Annotated in this window: 11 protein-coding genes; all 11 read left to right on the top strand. The window is 44.9% G+C overall.

Annotated features, from left to right (window positions below):
• Positions 1-787 precede the first annotated feature (787 nt).
• The 11 genes from OEV42_01085 (at position 788) to OEV42_01035 (ending at position 18,593) form a co-directional block, all read left to right on the top strand.
• Positions 788-1,825, top strand: coding sequence for a hypothetical protein (locus tag OEV42_01085; GenBank protein MDH3972846.1), 1,038 nt, complete (start codon positions 788-790; stop codon positions 1,823-1,825).
• A gap of 357 nt (positions 1,826-2,182) precedes the next feature.
• Complete coding sequence (locus OEV42_01080; GenBank protein MDH3972845.1) at positions 2,183-4,231, top strand: Cache 3/Cache 2 fusion domain-containing protein; 2,049 nt, start codon at positions 2,183-2,185, stop codon at positions 4,229-4,231.
• A gap of 21 nt (positions 4,232-4,252) precedes the next feature.
• Positions 4,253-5,788: a cache domain-containing protein gene (locus OEV42_01075; protein MDH3972844.1), complete on the top strand. Its 1,536-nt coding sequence runs from the start codon at positions 4,253-4,255 to the stop codon at positions 5,786-5,788.
• 325 nt (positions 5,789-6,113) lie between these two features.
• The gene (locus tag OEV42_01070) at positions 6,114-10,310 is read left to right on the top strand and encodes a PAS domain S-box protein (GenBank protein MDH3972843.1); all 4,197 of its coding nucleotides are present in this window, start codon (positions 6,114-6,116) and stop codon (positions 10,308-10,310) included.
• 85 nt (positions 10,311-10,395) lie between these two features.
• A complete protein-coding gene (locus OEV42_01065; protein ID MDH3972842.1) occupies positions 10,396-11,307 on the top strand; it encodes a diguanylate cyclase in 912 nt (303 codons plus the stop codon).
• A gap of 490 nt (positions 11,308-11,797) precedes the next feature.
• Complete coding sequence (locus OEV42_01060; GenBank protein ID MDH3972841.1) at positions 11,798-12,307, top strand: hypothetical protein; 510 nt, start codon at positions 11,798-11,800, stop codon at positions 12,305-12,307.
• A gap of 613 nt (positions 12,308-12,920) precedes the next feature.
• Entirely contained in the window at positions 12,921-13,820 is a 900-nt protein-coding gene (locus OEV42_01055; protein ID MDH3972840.1) for a DMT family transporter, read from the top strand.
• A gap of 558 nt (positions 13,821-14,378) precedes the next feature.
• Positions 14,379-15,548, top strand: a complete 1,170-nt coding sequence (locus OEV42_01050; protein ID MDH3972839.1) for an ammonium transporter — start codon at positions 14,379-14,381, stop codon at positions 15,546-15,548.
• Between the two features lie 77 nt (positions 15,549-15,625).
• On the top strand, positions 15,626-15,964 hold the full coding sequence (locus OEV42_01045; protein MDH3972838.1) for a P-II family nitrogen regulator: 339 nt from the start codon (positions 15,626-15,628) through the stop codon (positions 15,962-15,964).
• A 42-nt stretch (positions 15,965-16,006) separates the two neighbouring features.
• Positions 16,007-17,413 (top strand): type I glutamate--ammonia ligase, encoded by a 1,407-nt coding sequence (gene glnA / locus OEV42_01040; GenBank protein MDH3972837.1) that lies wholly within the window; start codon positions 16,007-16,009, stop codon positions 17,411-17,413.
• A gap of 382 nt (positions 17,414-17,795) precedes the next feature.
• Positions 17,796-18,593 (top strand): hypothetical protein, encoded by a 798-nt coding sequence (locus OEV42_01035; GenBank protein ID MDH3972836.1) that lies wholly within the window; start codon positions 17,796-17,798, stop codon positions 18,591-18,593.
• Positions 18,594-18,627 lie beyond the last annotated feature (34 nt).

Here is an 18,627-nt window from a genome sequence, read left to right as displayed (position 1 = left end):
AAACCTCCCCCTACAGGAAAAATTCAGGACACTTTCCCTGTTCAGTCATCCTTCAGTTTTAACTATCTGCCTCTTATCCTTAATATCCGGCTTTGCTAATTCCATATATGGCATGTATAAGCCCTGTTATCGCCTGATCATGGCTCGATACCTTTTGCTCAAGATCATCCCGTTTCTTTGAAAGCTCTTTGTTTGAGGCAAGCATCTCGAGTAACTGTACAAAAGTTCTTATAATAGGGCATAAACGTCTTTGCGTGAAACATTTCATTAATTATTTTTTTCTTGCATACGACTAAAAGGTTTGATAAAAGAGTCGAGGATGTATTCGGGGGATAAGGAAATGGGGAACCAAAAAAAACTTAACTGCTATTAAAAGCCCGCACCTGATTGATACAGGTTGCGGGCTTTTTTGTGCCTTAATCGGATAAGAGAAGTCCGGTGTTATGCAGTTTCCGGATGATATGAAAATTCGTATGTTATTTGCTGGAAATGTATTGAAAATATTATTTTTTTTAATACGTAATATTGCAATAGGGTGAATGCGTCATTTTGGCGAAGAAGTGAAGAAAACTTTATACAAGGTAATAGGGGCATTTCTTGACGGGCTGTTGCCCAAATCGGATAAGTGCTTCGACGGGCTCAGCACGACAGGATTGTTGTTATATTTGATAGAAAAAACCGGTCACCCTGAGCCTGTCTGAGGGTCTCTTTTGCTTTGGGCAACGACCCGCCAAGACCTATCCCCATTCTGCTGTAGTTGAGAAGTGATGAAAAATGGAGGAAACAAATGATTAAAATTATTCATGCAAAAATAGAAAATCGATTATTCAAACTTATTTTATGTGCGGCCATGTTGATAATTGTAAACATACCGGCAGTGGCAAAAAGCCAAAGTGAGATGAGTTTTATTGCTATTGGAGATACCCCTTATTCTGAAAAAGAAAACGAACGAATTAAAAAAGTTATTTCAAAAGCAATCAAAGTGGCCAGACCTCCTTTTGTGGTTCATTATGGTGATTTAAAAAGTGGAGAGGAAGCTTGTACGGAAGAGCTCTTGACGGAGCGAAGAAATGATGTTTACAGTCTGCTGCCGGGACGGGTTTTTTATACACCCGGTGATAACGAGTGGACTGATTGTGACCGTGCTTTTTTGAAGCACCCTGTTTCAGAGCTTGGCAAACTTGATTTTTTGCGACAATTGTTTTTTAGAAAACCCCTGGATCTTCCTGAAAGCTGGCTCTATGCGCGTCAACCCAATTTCCCTGAAAATGCCCGTTGGATGAAAGATGGAGTGTTTTTTATGACGGTACATCTTGTTTCAACCAACAATGGCCGCATAGAGATTTTGAAAGATGATGTTGAAGCGGCCCTTTCAATGGTTGATGCGCGGGATCACGCAAACCGGGTCTGGATGGAAGAATCCTTTGACGCTGCTTTGAAGGCAGGTGCTAAGGCAATGGTTATTGTGACTCAGGCCGATGTGACGTCTCCCGATGCAGCTGGCCCTTGTACAGCGACTAATCACATGCATTGTGATGCCTTCCAGAGCTTTCGTGATAATCTAAGGCTCAATTCCCGAGATTTTGGAGAGCGGAACAAACCTCGTAAGCCTGTCCTTTTACTGCATGGTGATACGAATCCCTATTGTATGGATAAAGAATTTGGTGGGAAACTCGCTCCTAACCTGTGGCGCTTGAACGCCTGGGGTGATTTTCAAGCTCCAGCAGATGCGACCGTAGTAACGGTTAAGCCGGAAAGTAAGCAAACACCATTTGTTGCCGAAACATTACTGGAGCATAAAGTTCCGGTAGATGGGTGTGAGTAATGATGTGTATTAATGGGATCCATAAAAGAGTGAAAAGAACTGTAGTGACGAAGAAGTTAGTGAAATTCGGATGCATAATGCCATAATGAGGTTGGACATAACTAATTAACTGAAAGTAAAAGAAAAAGTTTGAAATATAGGTCCGAAAACGGGCTTAGAAGGCTCCTTTTGTCCCCGAAAAGCCCGCCTATAAGCCCTGGCTTGTATTTCCCATCAACTTTCTCTGCTACGTCTAAAAAACACACACCTCATCGCCTTTCCATTTATCCCTTTAAGAACCAAAAAAATCTTGACTCCGCATATATGAATGATATGATTCATGTTTTCAGGCTTTTCTGCATTTTAATGTTGGGGTTAATGAAAGATTCCGAAACGATCCTGTCTTATGACGCTTCTAAAATTCGCAATGTTCTACTCGCCTTTTTCATTCTTTCCTTTTCAGTAACGGCCTTTTTAACGGGGCAATATTTATACATAAAAGCCGGTATAGAGGAAGAGGCCCGTGAAAAAACGATGAGCGAGGCCTCTAAAGCTGCCGGCAATATCAATAAGGACTTATCGGCTATTAAACCTTTAACGGCCCATGTTGCCCGCAGTCTGGCTTCGGGCGAACTCTCCAGGGGAGGTATCGTTAAGCGTTTCAGAGCTATCCTCGATAATAACGATATGATCGAGGCTATGGGCGCTGCTTTTGTCCCCTATCTCCATGACGAAAAATTTCTTAAGAACTCACCTTTTTATCTTCAGCGCAAGGGGAATAAGGAAGAAGCGGGAAAGCATATGCGCATCTTCAATTCACCCATAAGTCACTCCAGTGCTGCCGGGCAGGAGGGCATTATCACCGGTGAGGTGTTCATCGAATATGACCTTGCAGACCTGAAGCGTTATACAGACTCACTCGATCTGGGACGGCTGGGGTACAGCTTTGTAATATCAGGCAGCGGGACCTTTCTTTATCACCCCGTCAAAGATTATGTGAACTCCGGCAAGAGCATCTTCGATATTGCAGGTGAGATGGATACCAGGGAATTCGGCAAAATGGCGGAGAAGGCCCTTCGGGGCGATAAGGGGCTTATCCCCTTCAGGAACGAGATTACAGGCCAGAGTTCATGGATTGCCTTTTCGCCTATTCCGGCGACGGGGTGGGCATTGGGAACGGTATTGATCCGTGATGAACTTCTCGGGAATATGCAGGACCTGCGGCAGCGTCTCTTCCCCATATGTTTCCTGGCCGTTTTCACTATGATACTGTTCTTTTGCCTCCTCTTTGGAATATACAAGGGGGGGAAGGGGCGCATGTGGGCCGTTTCTATCTCGTCATGCCTTGCCATACTGGCGGGAATCTCCTTTATTTGGTCTCTTGCCCTCACTGCGCCTCAGACGGGAAATCAGAGAGAGACAATCGTTGTAGATGAAGAAGGGATAGACAGAATCATTAACTCGGACAGGGTTGCTACATACTGGAATCCCGACAAGGTGCTCAACATTCCTACGGGGATAGAGGTCTTTACGCTCGACTTTACGGGCGGAGTCAACATTAAGGCAACGGGCCGTGTATGGCAGAGATATAATGCGAAAATAAAAAAGATTGTCAAAGAGGGGGTTCTTTTTCCCGATGCAACGAGCCTCAAGCTCCGGGAAGTATACCGTTCTGAAGAGGAGGGTGAAAAGGTGGTGGAGTGGTATTTTGAAACCACATTGCGCCAGCGTTTCAAATACCGTCTCTACCCTTTTGACAGTAAAAGTATTTCCATAAGGATCCAGGCTGTTGAGCGCAGGTTGCCCGTTATGTGTGTGCCGGACCTGGAATACTACTCCATTATTAGCCCCGAGTCGCTTCCAGGCATAAGGGAAGGGCTGGTTCTGCCGGGATGGTCAAAAAAGAGCAGCTTTTTCAGTTATGATCTTTCGGGGGGGCATAGCCGGGAGGGTGTTGCGGGAAGGGACCCGGCAGGGCGGATGCCGGAGCTCAACTTCAGCCTCGTTACCCAGAGGATGTTTCTCGATCCCTTTATATCGAGCCTTTTTCCGATTATGTTCCTCTATACCATACTCTTTGCGCTTCTCCTTATTATAACGGGAATTCCCGATCAGAGTACGCTCGTCGATTTTAAACTGATGGGGCTCATCGGTTCCTTTTCGGGGCTCTTTTTCGGTGCCCTCCTTGCCCATCTGAAACTAAGGGGCGCTTACGGTACGCCGGAGATCACCTACGCCGAATTCTTTTACTTTTTTATCTATCTCTGCATTCCCCTCGTTGCGGTAAATGCTTTTATGTCGAAGATGAAATCGGGCTATATCATCGTAAGCTACAGGGATAACCTTATTCCCAGATTAATCTATTGGCCCTGCATAATGGGTGTCCAGTTTTTATTAACACTATGGACCTTCTACAGTCCGGACTGACGGGAAAGGAGATTTATTGATATGACAAATATGTTTAAATTCGGTCTTGCAGCCATCTTTATTCTCGTTGTTTGCCAGCTGGTGCTGCTCATGACGGTAATAGTCAATATAAAATCGGACGGGGACAAGGAGATAGTCGAGTACCGGGAAGAGGCCATGCACAAGGTCAAAAGCGACCTCAAAAACCATGTGGATATGGTTATTTCCATGATAGATTCAAATTACAGGCAGGCCATGGACCGCCAATATATCGAAAAGGTCTACGGCCGCCAGTTAAAGAGCATTGTAGATATTGCCGAGGGACACCTTAAAAGCTATATGAAACGCTACGAAAAAGGAGAACTTTCCCTGGAAAGGGCGAAGAAACTGGCAAAAGAGGAGATAGGTGAGGAGATTCGCTTCGATAGTGGTACAGGGTATGTATGGATCAACGATACGGCAACTCCTTTTCCGCGAATGGTGATGCATCCAACCATGCCTTCCCTTAACGGAAAGGTACTGGACGATGAAAAATACAACTGCGCAATGGGTAAAAACGAAAATCTCTTCGTTGCCGCCCGTGACGTAAGCCTTAAAAAGGGAGATGGATTCATTGATTACGTCTGGCCCAAACCAACGTCGGACGGCCTTGTTACGGACGTCCCCAAGATATCCTATGTGAGGCTTTTTAAGAAGTGGAACTGGGTACTGGGGACGGGAAAGTATGTGGATGAAGCGATGGCCGATATGAAAGCCAAGATAAAGGACGATATGAGGGCCATCAGGTATGACAACGGCGTCGGTTATTTCTGGATTACCGACATGGGGGAGCCCTTCCCGACGATGATCATGCATCCCGTAGATCCGGGCCGCAACAATAAGCCGCTTGACAGCGAGCGTTTCAACACCATAGAGGGGACAAAGGAGAACCGTTTCGTGGCAGCAGTGCGTATTTGCAAGGAGCGTGGAGATGCCTTCCTTTCCTACCGTGCCGATAAGCCGACGGAAAGGGGGCTCGTGAGAGACAAGCCCAAGCTCTCTTACGTACGCCTCTATAAACCGCTCGGCTGGATCGTCGGTACGGGAAAGTATATAGATGACATTGACAAGGCTGTCGAGAAAAGAACGTCACAAATGAAGAAGCATATGACGGGGCTTATTGTCAAAATATCGGTTGTTTTTATTGTTATGACACTCCTTGCTATTGCGGCGCTGGTTTACATCGACCGTTATACCTCAAAGGGGGGCGCCACTGAATTAAAGGAAAAAAATGCGGCTTTGGCCGACGATGAGGCAGACAGTGGAGCTGAAGCCGATCCCCCACCTGCGGTAAATAAGGGTGACAATGTGGACGGCGTAGCGGAGATGGCCAGGGAAATATGCAGGGCCGTTGCCCGGGAGCAGGCAAAACTTATCGCCTTTTACAGAGCCACCGAAAAAGAGGAGGCTCAGGACGATGCCGCTCTTGTCAGGGAGATGGCAAAGGAGATTAAAGCACTTGCTGAAAAGGCCGAGCTTTCGGCAGATGAGGTGAGGGAGTTGCGGAAAGCGGTTGAAAGGCAGAGGAAGGGGGCTTGACCTTTAACACTCTCATTTATCAAGGAGAGACAAAAAAGAAAAGCCGGCCCGGCATTTTCACTACAGCAATGCCGGAGGTGATTTTTTCCAGTTATGTCAAATTTGACTTGTCTCTTAGGTACATATTCGATATGATCACGGCAATTAGCTTTGTTGGGGTGGCTTGGTGTTGTGAGGTATCGAAAACAGGGGACTTCTTCCACTGCCCTTAAACCACTCTTAAGCAGCGTGCTGATAGCGACATTCTGTTTTTTTAGTCCCTTCCATATTAAGGGCCTTAAAGTTGTTTCTTCCGTTTATTCTTAACTTTTTATAAGAAGGTGTGATGAAAATTCTCATTGTCGATGACAGCGAGTATTTCCGGACTTTACAGGAGAGTATCCTCAATTCGGCAGGCTATAGTGTCGATTTAGCTTCCCACGGCGGTGAAGCGCTTGAAAAGGCGCGTCAGTCAATGCCTGACATAATTGTATCCGATATTCTCATGCCCGTCATGGATGGTTTTGAACTCTGTCGGGCCATTAAAACCGATGAGCGTCTCAGGGAGATCCTCTTTATATTTTATTCTTCAACCTTTACAGACCCTGAAGATGAAAACCTTGCCCTTGCTCTTGGCGCTTCAGCCTTCATTGTTAAATCGACAGAGACTGACGAGTTTATAGAGACTATCGGCAGGCTAATTGACGAATGCAAAAATGAGCGGATTCATGCCCCCGGCCATCCTGACGGAGAGGGGATAAAGCCGGGGCATATGCATAATGAAAGTCTTACAAAAAGGCTCATAAAAAAAGTGAAGGAACTGGAGGAAAAACGTATTCTTCTCGAAGATAAGGAGGAGAGGTACTATCGGCTCATTGAGGGGCTTGGCAATGATCATATCTTTTATTCCTATAATGCCGATAAAGAGTTTACCTACGTCAGTCCATCCGTAAAAAAAATTCTCGGTTATTCACAGGAAGAGTTTATAGACTCTATTAAAGAGTGTTTTACTGAAAATCCTATTAACAGGGATATCTCCGGATATGCCGACCTGAGTCTTAAAGGAGAAAAGCCGCCTCCCTTCGAGGTGGAAATGTTTCGAAAAGACGGCGCCGTTTGTATCCTGGAGATTAATGATCTCCCTGTATTTTGCAAGCATGGCAAAATCAGGGCTGTTGAAGGGATCGCCCGTGATGTGACGAAGCGGAAAAAAGCTGAAGAGGCTCTTAGAGAGAGTGAAGAAAAATTTAGAAGGGCTTTTACCGATTCAGCTATGGGCATGTCGCTCATCAGTCCCGTTGGGCAGTTCATCAAGGTTAACCGGTCCTTTTGCAGGATGCTCGGTTATTCGGAAAAAGAACTGCAGTCTAAAACCTTCCATGATATCAGCCATGCTGATGATCTTCATTCGGGAGCACAGTATCTGGAAAGACTGCTGTCGGGAGAAATAGACAGGACCACTGTTGAGAAAAGATATCTTCGTAAAGATGGTCGGACCATATGGGTATCGGTTACCATATCACTGCTTCGAAATGATAAGGGCGAGCCGTTGCACCTCCTTTCTCAAACCCTGGATATTACCGGTCGCAAGCGGGCAGAGACGGAAATTAAAGAGCGCAAGAAATATTTTGAAAGCCTTAACCGGGTGAATAAGGCGCTATCCGGCTCAACAGATATTTATGATACCTTGCAAAAGGCCGCCCGGGAAATGCTCCATATTTTCCGGTCAGACCGGGTATTTCTCATGTATCCCTGTGATCCTGATGCGTCTACATTCAAGGTTCCCGTAGAAGCGACAAATCCTGAATATCCGGGCGCCCTGGCAGCCGGTATGGAGGGTCCCATGAATGCGCCGACGGCTTCGCTCATGAGGAAGCTTATCAGTAAAAAAGGGCCTCTTATACACCACTTTTCTGAAAAGGATTCCAGCCGGTTTCATGTCAGGTCCCATATGGCCATGACATTAAAGCCGGCGAGAGACAAAGCCTGGATTCTCGGCATGCATCAATGTTCCCATGAGCGGCAGTGGAGTTCAGATGAAAAAAAATTGTTTGCCGATATAGGCGAACGTATTACGGCTGCCCTTGGCAACCTTGTGCTTCTCAATCATCTTGAAAAAGATATTGCAGACCGTGAGAAGGCGGAAAAAGCGCTCAAGGAAAGTGAGCAAAACCTGAAAAAGGCACAGAAAATAAGCCACCTTGGCAGCTGGGACTGGAATATTAAAATGGGTACGGAAGTGTGGTCCGATGAACAATTCCGCATATTCGGTTATGAGCCGGGAGAGATAGATCCTACCTATGATTTTTTCTTAAGCGCCTTGCATGAAGAGGATCGGGAGAGAGTTCTTAAAGATATAACTAATACCCTGGAAGGTAAAAAAAACTATAAAACGGAATTCAGGATCCTGAGAAAGGACAGGTCCGAGAGGAGCGTTCTGGCCCAGGGTGAAGTTTTCAGAAACGAGAGTGGTGAACCTGTAAATATGGTTGGAACGCTGCTGGATATTACGGACATAAAGAAGGCGGAAAATTTGATCCTTGCCCAGCGTAAACTTGCTTTTTATCTGAGTGCAACGGGAAGCCTGGAAGAAGGCTTGCGTCTTTGTCTTGAGTTTGCGCTGGAAATTGCGGGGATGGATTCGGGAGGGGTCTATCTCGTGGACCTGGCAACGGGCGTGCTTAACCTGAGAGTTAAGAAGGGGCTTTCATCTGCCTTTATAGAGAAGGTCTCCCATTACGATGCCGATTCCGGAAAGGCACATCTGGTGATGGAAGGTAAGGCAATATATGCAAGGTATAATGACCTTGGAATAGCCCGGGATGATGTGCGCTTCAATGAAGGACTTAAAGCGATAGCCATTCTTCCCGTGGTGCATAAGAAAAGGGTCATTGCCTGTCTTATCATATCATCCCGCACTCTGGAGACTGTTCCTGAACATAGTCGCATCGCCCTCGAAACGATTGCTTCGCAAATCGGCAGCGCAATCTCCCGGTTGAGAATTGAAGAAGCTCTGAAAGTGAGTGAAGAGCGTTATGCCCTGGCTATGGAAGGTTCCAATGACGGTCTTTGGGACAGGAACCTGGAGACGAATGAAGTTTATTATTCTCCACGCTGGAAAGCGATAATAGGTTATGACGAGGGGGAAATTCCTAATATTATGGAAGCCTGGGAAAACCGTATTCATCGTGATGATTATGATCGGGTTATGGGTGATATTGAAGCCCATTTTAAAGGGGAAACCCCTTTTTATGAAACGGAATACAGGCTGCGCCATAAAGATGGAGCTTACCGCTGGGTATTGGCCAGAGGCGCCAGTGTAAGAGATGACCATGGAAAGGCGACCCGTTTTGCAGGTTCCCATACGGATATTACAGAAAAAAAACGTATAGAGGAGGAACTCTTGAAGGCAGGGCGACTGGAGTCGCTTGGGTTGCTGGCAGGAGGGATTGCCCATGATTTTAACAACATTCTTACCGGTGTGCTCGCTAATATAGAAGTCCTCAAGGAATATCTCAATGAGGACATTCCTGGTGATGAGGATATTTTACAGTCTATCATCTATGCTGAATCATCAGCCATGAGGGCCATCGATCTCGCCAGGCAGTTGCTTACCTTTTCCAAAGGCGGAGCGCCCATTATCAAGCTTGCTTCTGTAAGCGATTTGTTAAGGGAAACGGTTTCCTTTACTTTAAGAGGTTCTAATGTAAGAAGGCGAACTCATATTGCTCATGATCTGAGGAATGCAAAAATAGATGCAGGACAAATCAGCCAGGTATTGAATAATATCCTTATCAATGCCAAACAGGCCATGCCGCATGGCGGGGAGATAAATCTGTCGGCGAAAAATGTAAAAATATCCTCTCATTCCATATTGCCTCTGCCTGAGGGACGCTACATAATGATAGCGATTAAAGACCGGGGGGAGGGGATCGCCGAAGAGAATCTGTCCCGCATATTCGATCCCTACTTTACGACAAAAGGGATTGGGAGCGGTCTCGGTCTTGCCACTTCCTATACGATTATCAAAAGGCATAAGGGGCATATAGGGGTAGAATCAAAAAAAGGCGAGGGGACGGTATTTTATATTTATCTCCCCGCATCTGACGGGAGGGCAAAAGCGCTTAAAAAGGTTCAGCCTCAAAAGAGCATTTCCGGCAGTGGAAGTATTCTTCTTCTTGAGGATGAGGATATTGTTGTCAATGCCTTTAAAATGAGCCTTTTGAAAACGGGCTTTAAGGTAAGCCATGTTGATGACGGGAGCAAGGCAATAAAAACATATAAAAATGCCTTAAAAAAAGGAACGCCCTTTGATCTTGTCGTTGCCGATCTAACCATACCGGGAGGCATGGGAGGAGTGGAGACCATTAAAAAGCTGAAAGCTATCGATCCCCGGGTAAGGGCCATTGTGTGCAGCGGATATTCGGACGATGCCGTTATGGCAAATTATAAAAGCTATGGTTTTTGCGATTCTCTTCATAAACCGTTTACCAAAAGCCGGCTTATCGAAAAAATTGAGAGAAATATGAAAAAGAAGAGGTAGGTACTTTACCTTGACATGGCGGTTTTTTGGGAGTAATTTTCAATAGAGGGGCAGATTGTTTTTCAAATAATAAACAGGTGAGCTTGTGGATTTAAGGGAAATATATAAAACAGATCATGGTGATTTATCACACCTCAGTATCCTCTTGCTTGAAGAAAAGGATGAAGATGCAAAGATGATGATGGACCTCCTGAAAGGTCCTGAAAATCATTACGAGCTTTTCCTGGCAAAGAGTTTCGAAGAAGCCGATCTGATCATTCATAGGGAATACATCGATCTCGTTGTTTTTAATCTCTCCCTGGCGGGCCTCAAGTCCCTGGAAAATCTCATTGCCCCCGCCGTTGATCTTAATAAACCCTTCGCTATTATTGCCCTTGTTGATGAAAGTGACGAGTACCTTGGCGTGGAAGCGTCAAAAATAGGCGCCGAAGATTACCTTGTTAAAGGGAGTCTTGATAAAAAGCTTATAAGCAAGTCGGTTAATCTTTCCATAAAATCCCACCACTTGAGACAGCGTAATCTTAACATGGTGCTTCTTGAAGGTGTTACCGGTCTTTTCAGCAGGCGCGGTTTTATGATGATGGCTAAACAGGAATTGAGAGTAGCCGAAAGATACAAGAAAAAGCGCTTCTTCATTTTTGTTGAAATCGATGAAATGGAAGATCGTATGGAAAAGCTGGGGCAGATCGGTGTGGAAAAGGTGCTAAGAGAAACGGCAACCATTCTTCGTCACTCCTTCCGGGGAGCCGATATCCTCGCCTATCTGGAAAACCTCGAATTTGCCGGCCTCGCCGTAGGGGCGGCTGTTGACAGCAGTTCGACAATTCATGCAAGACTTAAGGACAACCTTCATATATTTAATTCACAAAGGGTTCTCGGCTTCAGGCTTGCCCTCAATGCCGAAATCGTTACCTATGATCCCGAACACCCCCAGACCATCGAAGAGATGATGGCAGAGGCAGAGGCTTCTCTGGCTAAAAAGAGGCGCCATAAATAATCACTGCCAAGAGGGGGGGTGACCTTGTTTTTTCTAATCTATTTCAAACTTCATCATTACGGAATAACAGCTAATGTTCTTAAAGAGAACTTCTTTAAGGGATGTATCCCGAATGGCACTAAGTTAAGGGTATTTAGCATGCATTATCAATACCCTGCCCCTGTATTAATAAGTTGGCAATGGCAATTAACATGTGTCATGGCCATAGTCTTTTATCGGGTATCCATAACAATTAAAAACCGGATTCCCGCTAAAACAATGCGGGAATGACAATATTGAGGATGCAACAATTCAAGTTGCCCTGTTAATAGTAGAGGCTTGGAGGGTGCCGTTTTTATAATAATAGTGCTTAACTTAGTGCCATTCGGATGTATCCCAGTAATTTATAAGTTTTTTTAAAGGGAGCTATAGAAATGAGCAGGACTATTTACAAAGTGGCATCTTTTGCTACACTTATAGTAAAGGGTATTTCTTAATAGAGATAGGTGAAATGGAAATAAATGCTCTGCCAAAGTACGATATGAGTGACAATCCGACCCATTGCTGTCCAAGGTTCAAAAGGGCTGGATGGGATGAGCAAGATCTTCACTTTAAAGAAAAATTATTCCTTAAGGCAAAAACCAGAAGTATTTTTCATATTCCCATTAATATGGGTTCTGTATTTCCTAAAACATTTAGTGCCATTGAAAAAGCAAATGCAAAGCGTGAAGATGAGTTTATTGTTTTATCTTATGACCCCTCCGCCTGGACTGGCGAACATTATTTTTCTGTGACTAAAGATGTTCCCGGAGAGGAAATGGTGCATATGACGGGAGACTTCCTGACAAAGGTTTTTGAGGGGCCCTATAAGAATGCACCCAAGTGGGAAAAAGAAATGGAAAAATTTGTCAAAAGTAAAGGTAAAGAAGTAAAAAAAACCTTTTTTTTCTATACGACATGTCCCAAATGCGCAAAATATTACGGCAAAAACTATATGGTAGCTGTATCTGAACTTAAATAGTTTTCATCGGTCAAGGGTGCTTTTTCGCAATCTCTACGTCAATCTTCGGTTTTGCTTGTGCCATGTACAGTAGTACAACTCGGCGAAACCCTTAATATCCTTGACCTTGCAAAAAATCCCTCCTTTCCGAATTGAAAACATAGTTTGATTCATTATAGTTTCTGGATGGACACTAAATAGTAAACAAAGAATATTTCCAGCCAGATCAACAGAGAAGTTCTTCCTGTAAAAAGGGGGATATCCGTCCCGGTTTTTTTGCTGATTAATATAGGCTTTCTTTAAACCTGGAAACAGCCCTTGGATCCAGTCGTGTCCGGTTAGGATTTTGCAGAAATTTACAAACCCCCTCCCTTTCGAGGGTCTCGATGCCCTTTATACTCCGCAGGGGGTGCTTGAGGGTAGAGGGTTGGGGATGGGTTAACATGGAAATGGTATCAAAAAAATAACCCATCCCCCTCCTGACCTCCCCCTTGAAGGGGGAGGAACAGTGGTGCAATTTCCTAACCGGTTTGCCATCAAGAACCGTTCTGCAAGATAAACGCTTTTCCCTTTGACAATTATAAAGCATCTGTGTTTATCTCTCTCCAATCAATTTTCCGGGTTCACTTGCCTAATGCCGACTATCACCAATAACCGCCTCTTTCTTATTTCCATATTTATCGCCGTTGGTTCATCCAATCCCATTGCCATAAAGTATGCCATTAACGTTGGTTGGCCCCCTTTTGCGCTGGGTATGCTCCGCATGGCTTTCATCGGGATTGTTTTTACATTCTGGGTAATTTCACGAGGGGAAGGCCTGATCGGCCCTAACAGGGAGGCGAGAAAATATGTCCTAATCGCTGCGTCCTGCAAAGCGGTGGGAGTCATCCTTTTTTATGTGGCTCTCTGGCTTATTCCTGCAAACAGGGCGGTTATGCTTTCCACCATTTCCCCCGTTGTTTCTCTTGTGCTTATTCACTTTATACTGGAACATGAAAATGTGAGAAGTCATCATGTTGCGGGGATCGTAACAAGCCTTGCCGGGATGGTTCTCCTGCTTATTCTGAGAAATGGTTTTGACGGGGGCAATCTCTCTTCTCATTTGACGGGTGATTTCCTTATGTTGGTGAGCGTTGTCTTTAATAATGCCATGGTTGTTTTTGAAAAGAAGGCGCTCATTCATGGAGCAAATCCCCGCCAACTCCTTGTTTCGACCAATTTCCTCTCGGTTATTGTTTTTGCTCTCTTCTTTTGCCTCAGCGCTGAAAGCCTGTTAGCCGTCCCGCTAACAGGGAAGTCGGTGGGGGCCTATCTCTATCTTGTTACTGTTGTGGGCATCTTCCTTTTTTATTACAGACGCTGGCTTGTATCAAAACTCGATGTTAGCTATATGAGCTCCTTTTCCCACGCCGGTAAAGCACTGTCTATTCTCTATGCCTCACTTCTTCTCGGTGAGACTGTTTCTATAACAAGCTTAGCTGCATTTATACTGATCCTGTGGGGAACCCGTATTGCCACAGGGAATAAAAAGTAACGCTGCTCTGTTCAAAATTATAAAAGAGGGAATAAAAAAAAGCCCGGCTCATCGATTGATTAGCCGGGCTTTTTTTTGTAAATGAATAGAAAATAAAAAGGACCGCCGCTGGGGGGTGGTGGGGGAACCAGCGACGGTCCGTGGTTTCAAGGATAAACCTTGCAACCAAGACAATAGTAACCCTTATTTACCCCGCGAGTCAACTAAAAAATACACAGATATCCATTTTGTTAGTAAAAAAGTTAGGTCTGCCTAATTGGCAGGCATTGCATAAAAAAAGAGCATTGTTTGTAACTGGTTGATTATTAAGAGTATTGTTTGGTTTGTGTCGTTGCTGTGCCATAGATGTGGTTTTTTCTGCATAAATTATATGCAGATAAATAATTCTTCTTTTTTTTGTAAAGCCTTTAATGGAGGGCAAATATTGTCAAAAATGCTTTTGGCAAGCTTTTTGCTCATTATGCTGTGCTCTTGATAAAAGAGTAAAAAAGAGAGGCAGGTAAAAGCGTGGAAAAAAATGTGGAAACTCTAATTAGAAGTGGCGATGTACTTTTTCTTATGCTTGGCGCCGTCATGGTTTTTGCCATGCATGCAGGCTTTGCCTTCCTTGAGGTTGGTACGGTAAGGAAAAAGAACCAGGTCAACGGACTTGTTAAAATATTATCGGATTGGTCCCTATCGACTGTTGTCTATTTTCTAATCGGATTTCCATTGGCCTACGGCATCTGCTTTATAAGGCCCGTAGATGAGCTGTTGGGTGCTGACCAGGGTTACCAGCTTGTTAAATTCTTTTTCCTCTTATGCTTTGCAGGGTGTATTCCGGCAATTATTTCGGGGGGCATAGCTGAGAGGGCAAAGTTCTGGCCCCAGCTTTTTGCAGGCGCTATCTTTGCAGGTATTGTCTACCCTCTCTTTGAAACGTCTGTCTGGGGGAAATACTCCGGATGGTTGCAGGGAGGTTTAAAACGCCTTGGGGGAGTTCCCTTTCATGATTTTGCAGGCTCTGTCGTCGTTCATTCAGTCGGCGGCTGGATTGCGCTGGCAGGCATTGTTCTTCTCGGTGCCCGTCTTGGAAGGTATACAAAGATGAGAAGCAGGCCCATTCCCGTAAGCAATATCCCTTTTTTGGCCCTTGGCAGCTGGATTCTCGCTGTGGGCTGGTTTGGCTTTAATGTAATGAGCGCTCAAAACCTGACGGGCATTTCGGGACTTGTTGCCGTTAACTCTCTCATGTCCATGGTCGGCGGTGTTCTTGCCGCCCTCTTTACAACGAAGAGGGATCCCGGTTTTGTCCATAACGGAGCGCTGGCCGGTCTTGTGGCTATTTGCTCCAGTTCAGATATTGTTCACCCGCTGGCTGCATTTGTTATCGGCGCTATGGGGTCCCTGATTTTTGTGAGAGGGTTTATCTGGGAGACGGAGAAATTAAAGATAGACGATGTTCTCGGTGTGTGGCCCCTTCATGGCCTCGTCGGTTCATGGGGCGGTATTGCAACGGGCATTTTCGGATATGAGGCCCTGGGGGGAATGGGGGGGATTTCATTTGTATCGCAGTTTCTCGGGACGGCCCTGGCGGCGGTCTATGCGCTTGCTGCAGGAATCATCGTTTATAAAGCACTTGATCTGACTGTCGGCATCAGGCTCAACGAAGATGACGAATTCAGGGGGGCCGACCTGTCCATACACAGTATCCATGCCTACCCCGAAGAGACGGTGAGGACGGGCTAGAATTGTCTGGACTTGCATCGGTCTTTATGGTAATTTTCCACATTTCAAACCATTGGTAAAAGGAGGATAATAAAGGGATGAAAAAGGTTGAAGCCATCATAAAACCTTTTAAACTTGATGAAGTTAAAGAGGCTCTCAATGAAATTGGCATCCAGGGGATTACCGTTAGCGAAGTGAAAGGTTTTGGACGGCAGAAAGGACATACGGAACTTTATAGAGGCGCCGAGTACGTTGTCGACTTTTTGCCCAAGATAAAGCTTGAAATCATCGTTTCTGATGAAATTGTCGCACAGGTTGTCGAGGCCATTGAGAATACTGCCAAGACGGGAAGGATCGGTGATGGGAAGATATTTATTCTTCCTATTGATGAAGTGGTGAGAATAAGGACGGGTGAGCGCGGAAGCGACGCCGTTTAAAAAATTAAAACAGGAAACATCTATTTAAAGGAGGAGTAGGAAATGCCGAAAAATGCAATAAAAATGGCGAAAGACCATGGCGCAACCATGGTTGATATGAAATTTATGGACTTTGTTGGAACGTGGCAGCATTTCAGCATCCCTGTGGGGGCGCTTGAGGAAGACCTTTTTGAAGACGGTCTCGGTTTTGACGGTTCCAGCATCAGGGGATGGCAGCCCATCCATGCCAGTGATATGCTTGTTATTCCTGATCCTTCTACTGCTATGATGGACCCTTTTGTAAAAGAGCCTACCCTTAGCTTTATCTGTAACATCTTTGATCCTATTACAAAAGAGCCTTACTCAAGGGACCCGAGAAACATTGCGGGAAAGGCCGAAGCTTACCTTAAATCTTCAGGTATTGGAGATACGGCTTATTTCGGCCCTGAGCCCGAGTTCTTTATCCTTGACGATGTAAGGTACTCTCAGGGCCCTGATCATGGTTTTTATTCTATCGATTCTTCTGAAGGTATCTGGAATACAGGCAGGGAAGAACTTCCAAACCTCGGATACAAGCCGAGACACAAGGAAGGTTATTTCCCTTGTATGCCCACTGACTCCCTCAATGATCTCAGGAATGAGATGGTCATGGAGCTTCAGAAGCTCGGCTTCACCGTAGAAATGCAGCATCATGAAGTGGCCACTGCCGGTCAGGGTGAGATTTCGATGAAGTTCAACTCACTTCTCAAGATGGCTGACCAGCTAAAGTGGTATAAGTATGTCATCAAGAATGTGGCTTTTAGAAACGGCAAGACTGTTACCTTTATGCCAAAGCCTGTCTTTAATGATAACGGTACGGGGATGCATGTTCACCAGTCCATCTGGAGAGATGGTAAGAACCTTTTCTCCGGTGACAAGTATGCCGGTCTCAGTGAAGCAGGCCTTTACTATATCGGTGGAATACTAAAGCATGCAAGAGCGCTTAATGCCCTTTGTAATCCGAGCACTAACTCTTATAAGAGACTCGTTCCCGGTTATGAAGCGCCAATCAACCTCGCCTATTCAAGCAGGAACCGTTCTGCTTCTATCAGGATTCCTATCGTTAATTCGCCAAAGGCAAGAAGAATCGAGGCCAGGTTCCCTGATCCGTCATGCAACGGCTACCTTGCTTTCTCCGCCCTTCTTATGGCAGGTCTTGACGGTATCGAAAACAAGATTGATCCCGGTGAGCCGCTCGATAAGAACATTTACGGTCTTTCCCCTGAAGAACTGGCCAATATTCCTTCCGCTGCAGGTTCACTTGAAGAGGCACTTGAGGCACTTAAGGAAGACCATGAGTTCCTTCTTAAAGGTGACGTCTTTACCCAGGATGTTATCGATACCTGGATAGATTACAAAACGGAAAGTGAGATTAACCCTGTAAGGATGACACCTTGTCCGAAGGAGTTTGAACTTTATTTCGACTGCTGATAAACGGATTTTTTAGCATGAAAAAGGCCCTCAATTATTGAGGGCCTTTTTTTTAATAATGATTTCTTTTATCTCTTTTATCCGGGCCGTCTATAAGATAAAATTGTTTTAATCCCCGGCGGGCGCATTCCCTGCATCCTGCCGCCATAAGGCGGGAAGGTTGTTGCCGCGCCTATACGCCGCATCTTGCCTATACGCCGCACCTTGTGGTGGGGCTTTGATTACAGGAGGGATACTTACGCCGATCTTGCTGCAAATTTTTGGATTGGCAGGTCCTTCATATTTACCGCCTTTTTCGATGGGCGCTAATAAGAGGTAGCCTTTTTGTATAATTAAAAATTCAAAAAATATGCTCAGACATTCATTTTTTATTATAGCTATTATGATTTGCTGCATCTTTCTTACGGCATGTGACCGGGAGTTATTACTCATACAGGCTGCCCCGGAAAATGAAAAACGCCTTGTAAAAAGATATATAGAGCTGCTTGGAAGCAATCAATATGACGAAATGTTCCAATATATGGATGATGAGCTTAAAGGTCAGGATTTAAAAGCGAATATCAAGTTACTCTCGGAAGAGTTTCCCCGGGGCAATATACTGGAAGTCAAACTCGTTGGCAGACAGGTTTTTAAGAACAACTATTATGAGCTTGTTTCACTTAAACATGAATATACATTTCGCGGCAAGTGGCTTATTACCAACATAGGGTTGAAGAAAAAAGAAGGGAAGATTCTTTTAACGGGAATTCATGCAGAGCTCTTTAATGATTCCCTGCTTAGCCGTAACGCTTTTAAGTTTGATAATGCCGGACCTGTGCACTATCTTTTTCTGGCAATGGCAATATTAATTCCTCTCTTTATCCTTATTGTTATTGTTCTTTGTCTGAGAACCCCTATAGCAGAAAAAAAGTGGTTGTGGCTCTTCTTTGTTTCTACAGGGTTTGGACAGTTTACTCTCAATTGGACCACAGGAACTTTCATCGTAACGCCCTTATCTTTGATCATACTGGGTGCAAGCGCCGTTTCGCCGGGCTATATGGAGCCGCTAAAGCTGTTCTTTGCCATTCCCGTCGGCGCCGTTACCTTTCTAATACTTCGAAAGAAATTGTCTCAAAATGCAGATCAGCTGCTCACTGAAGAAGATTTTAAAAGGGATGAAATGAACTGGTGCCGTTGTTGAAAGGAGCATAATCTGTTGGCTCGCAGTTTTCAGT

Source organism: Deltaproteobacteria bacterium, assembly GCA_029860075.1.
Classification (GTDB): domain Bacteria; phylum Desulfobacterota; class JADFVX01; order JADFVX01; family JADFVX01; genus JAOUBX01.
Note: the sequence above shows the minus strand (reverse complement) of the source record. Positions and strands in the feature narration are given on the sequence as shown.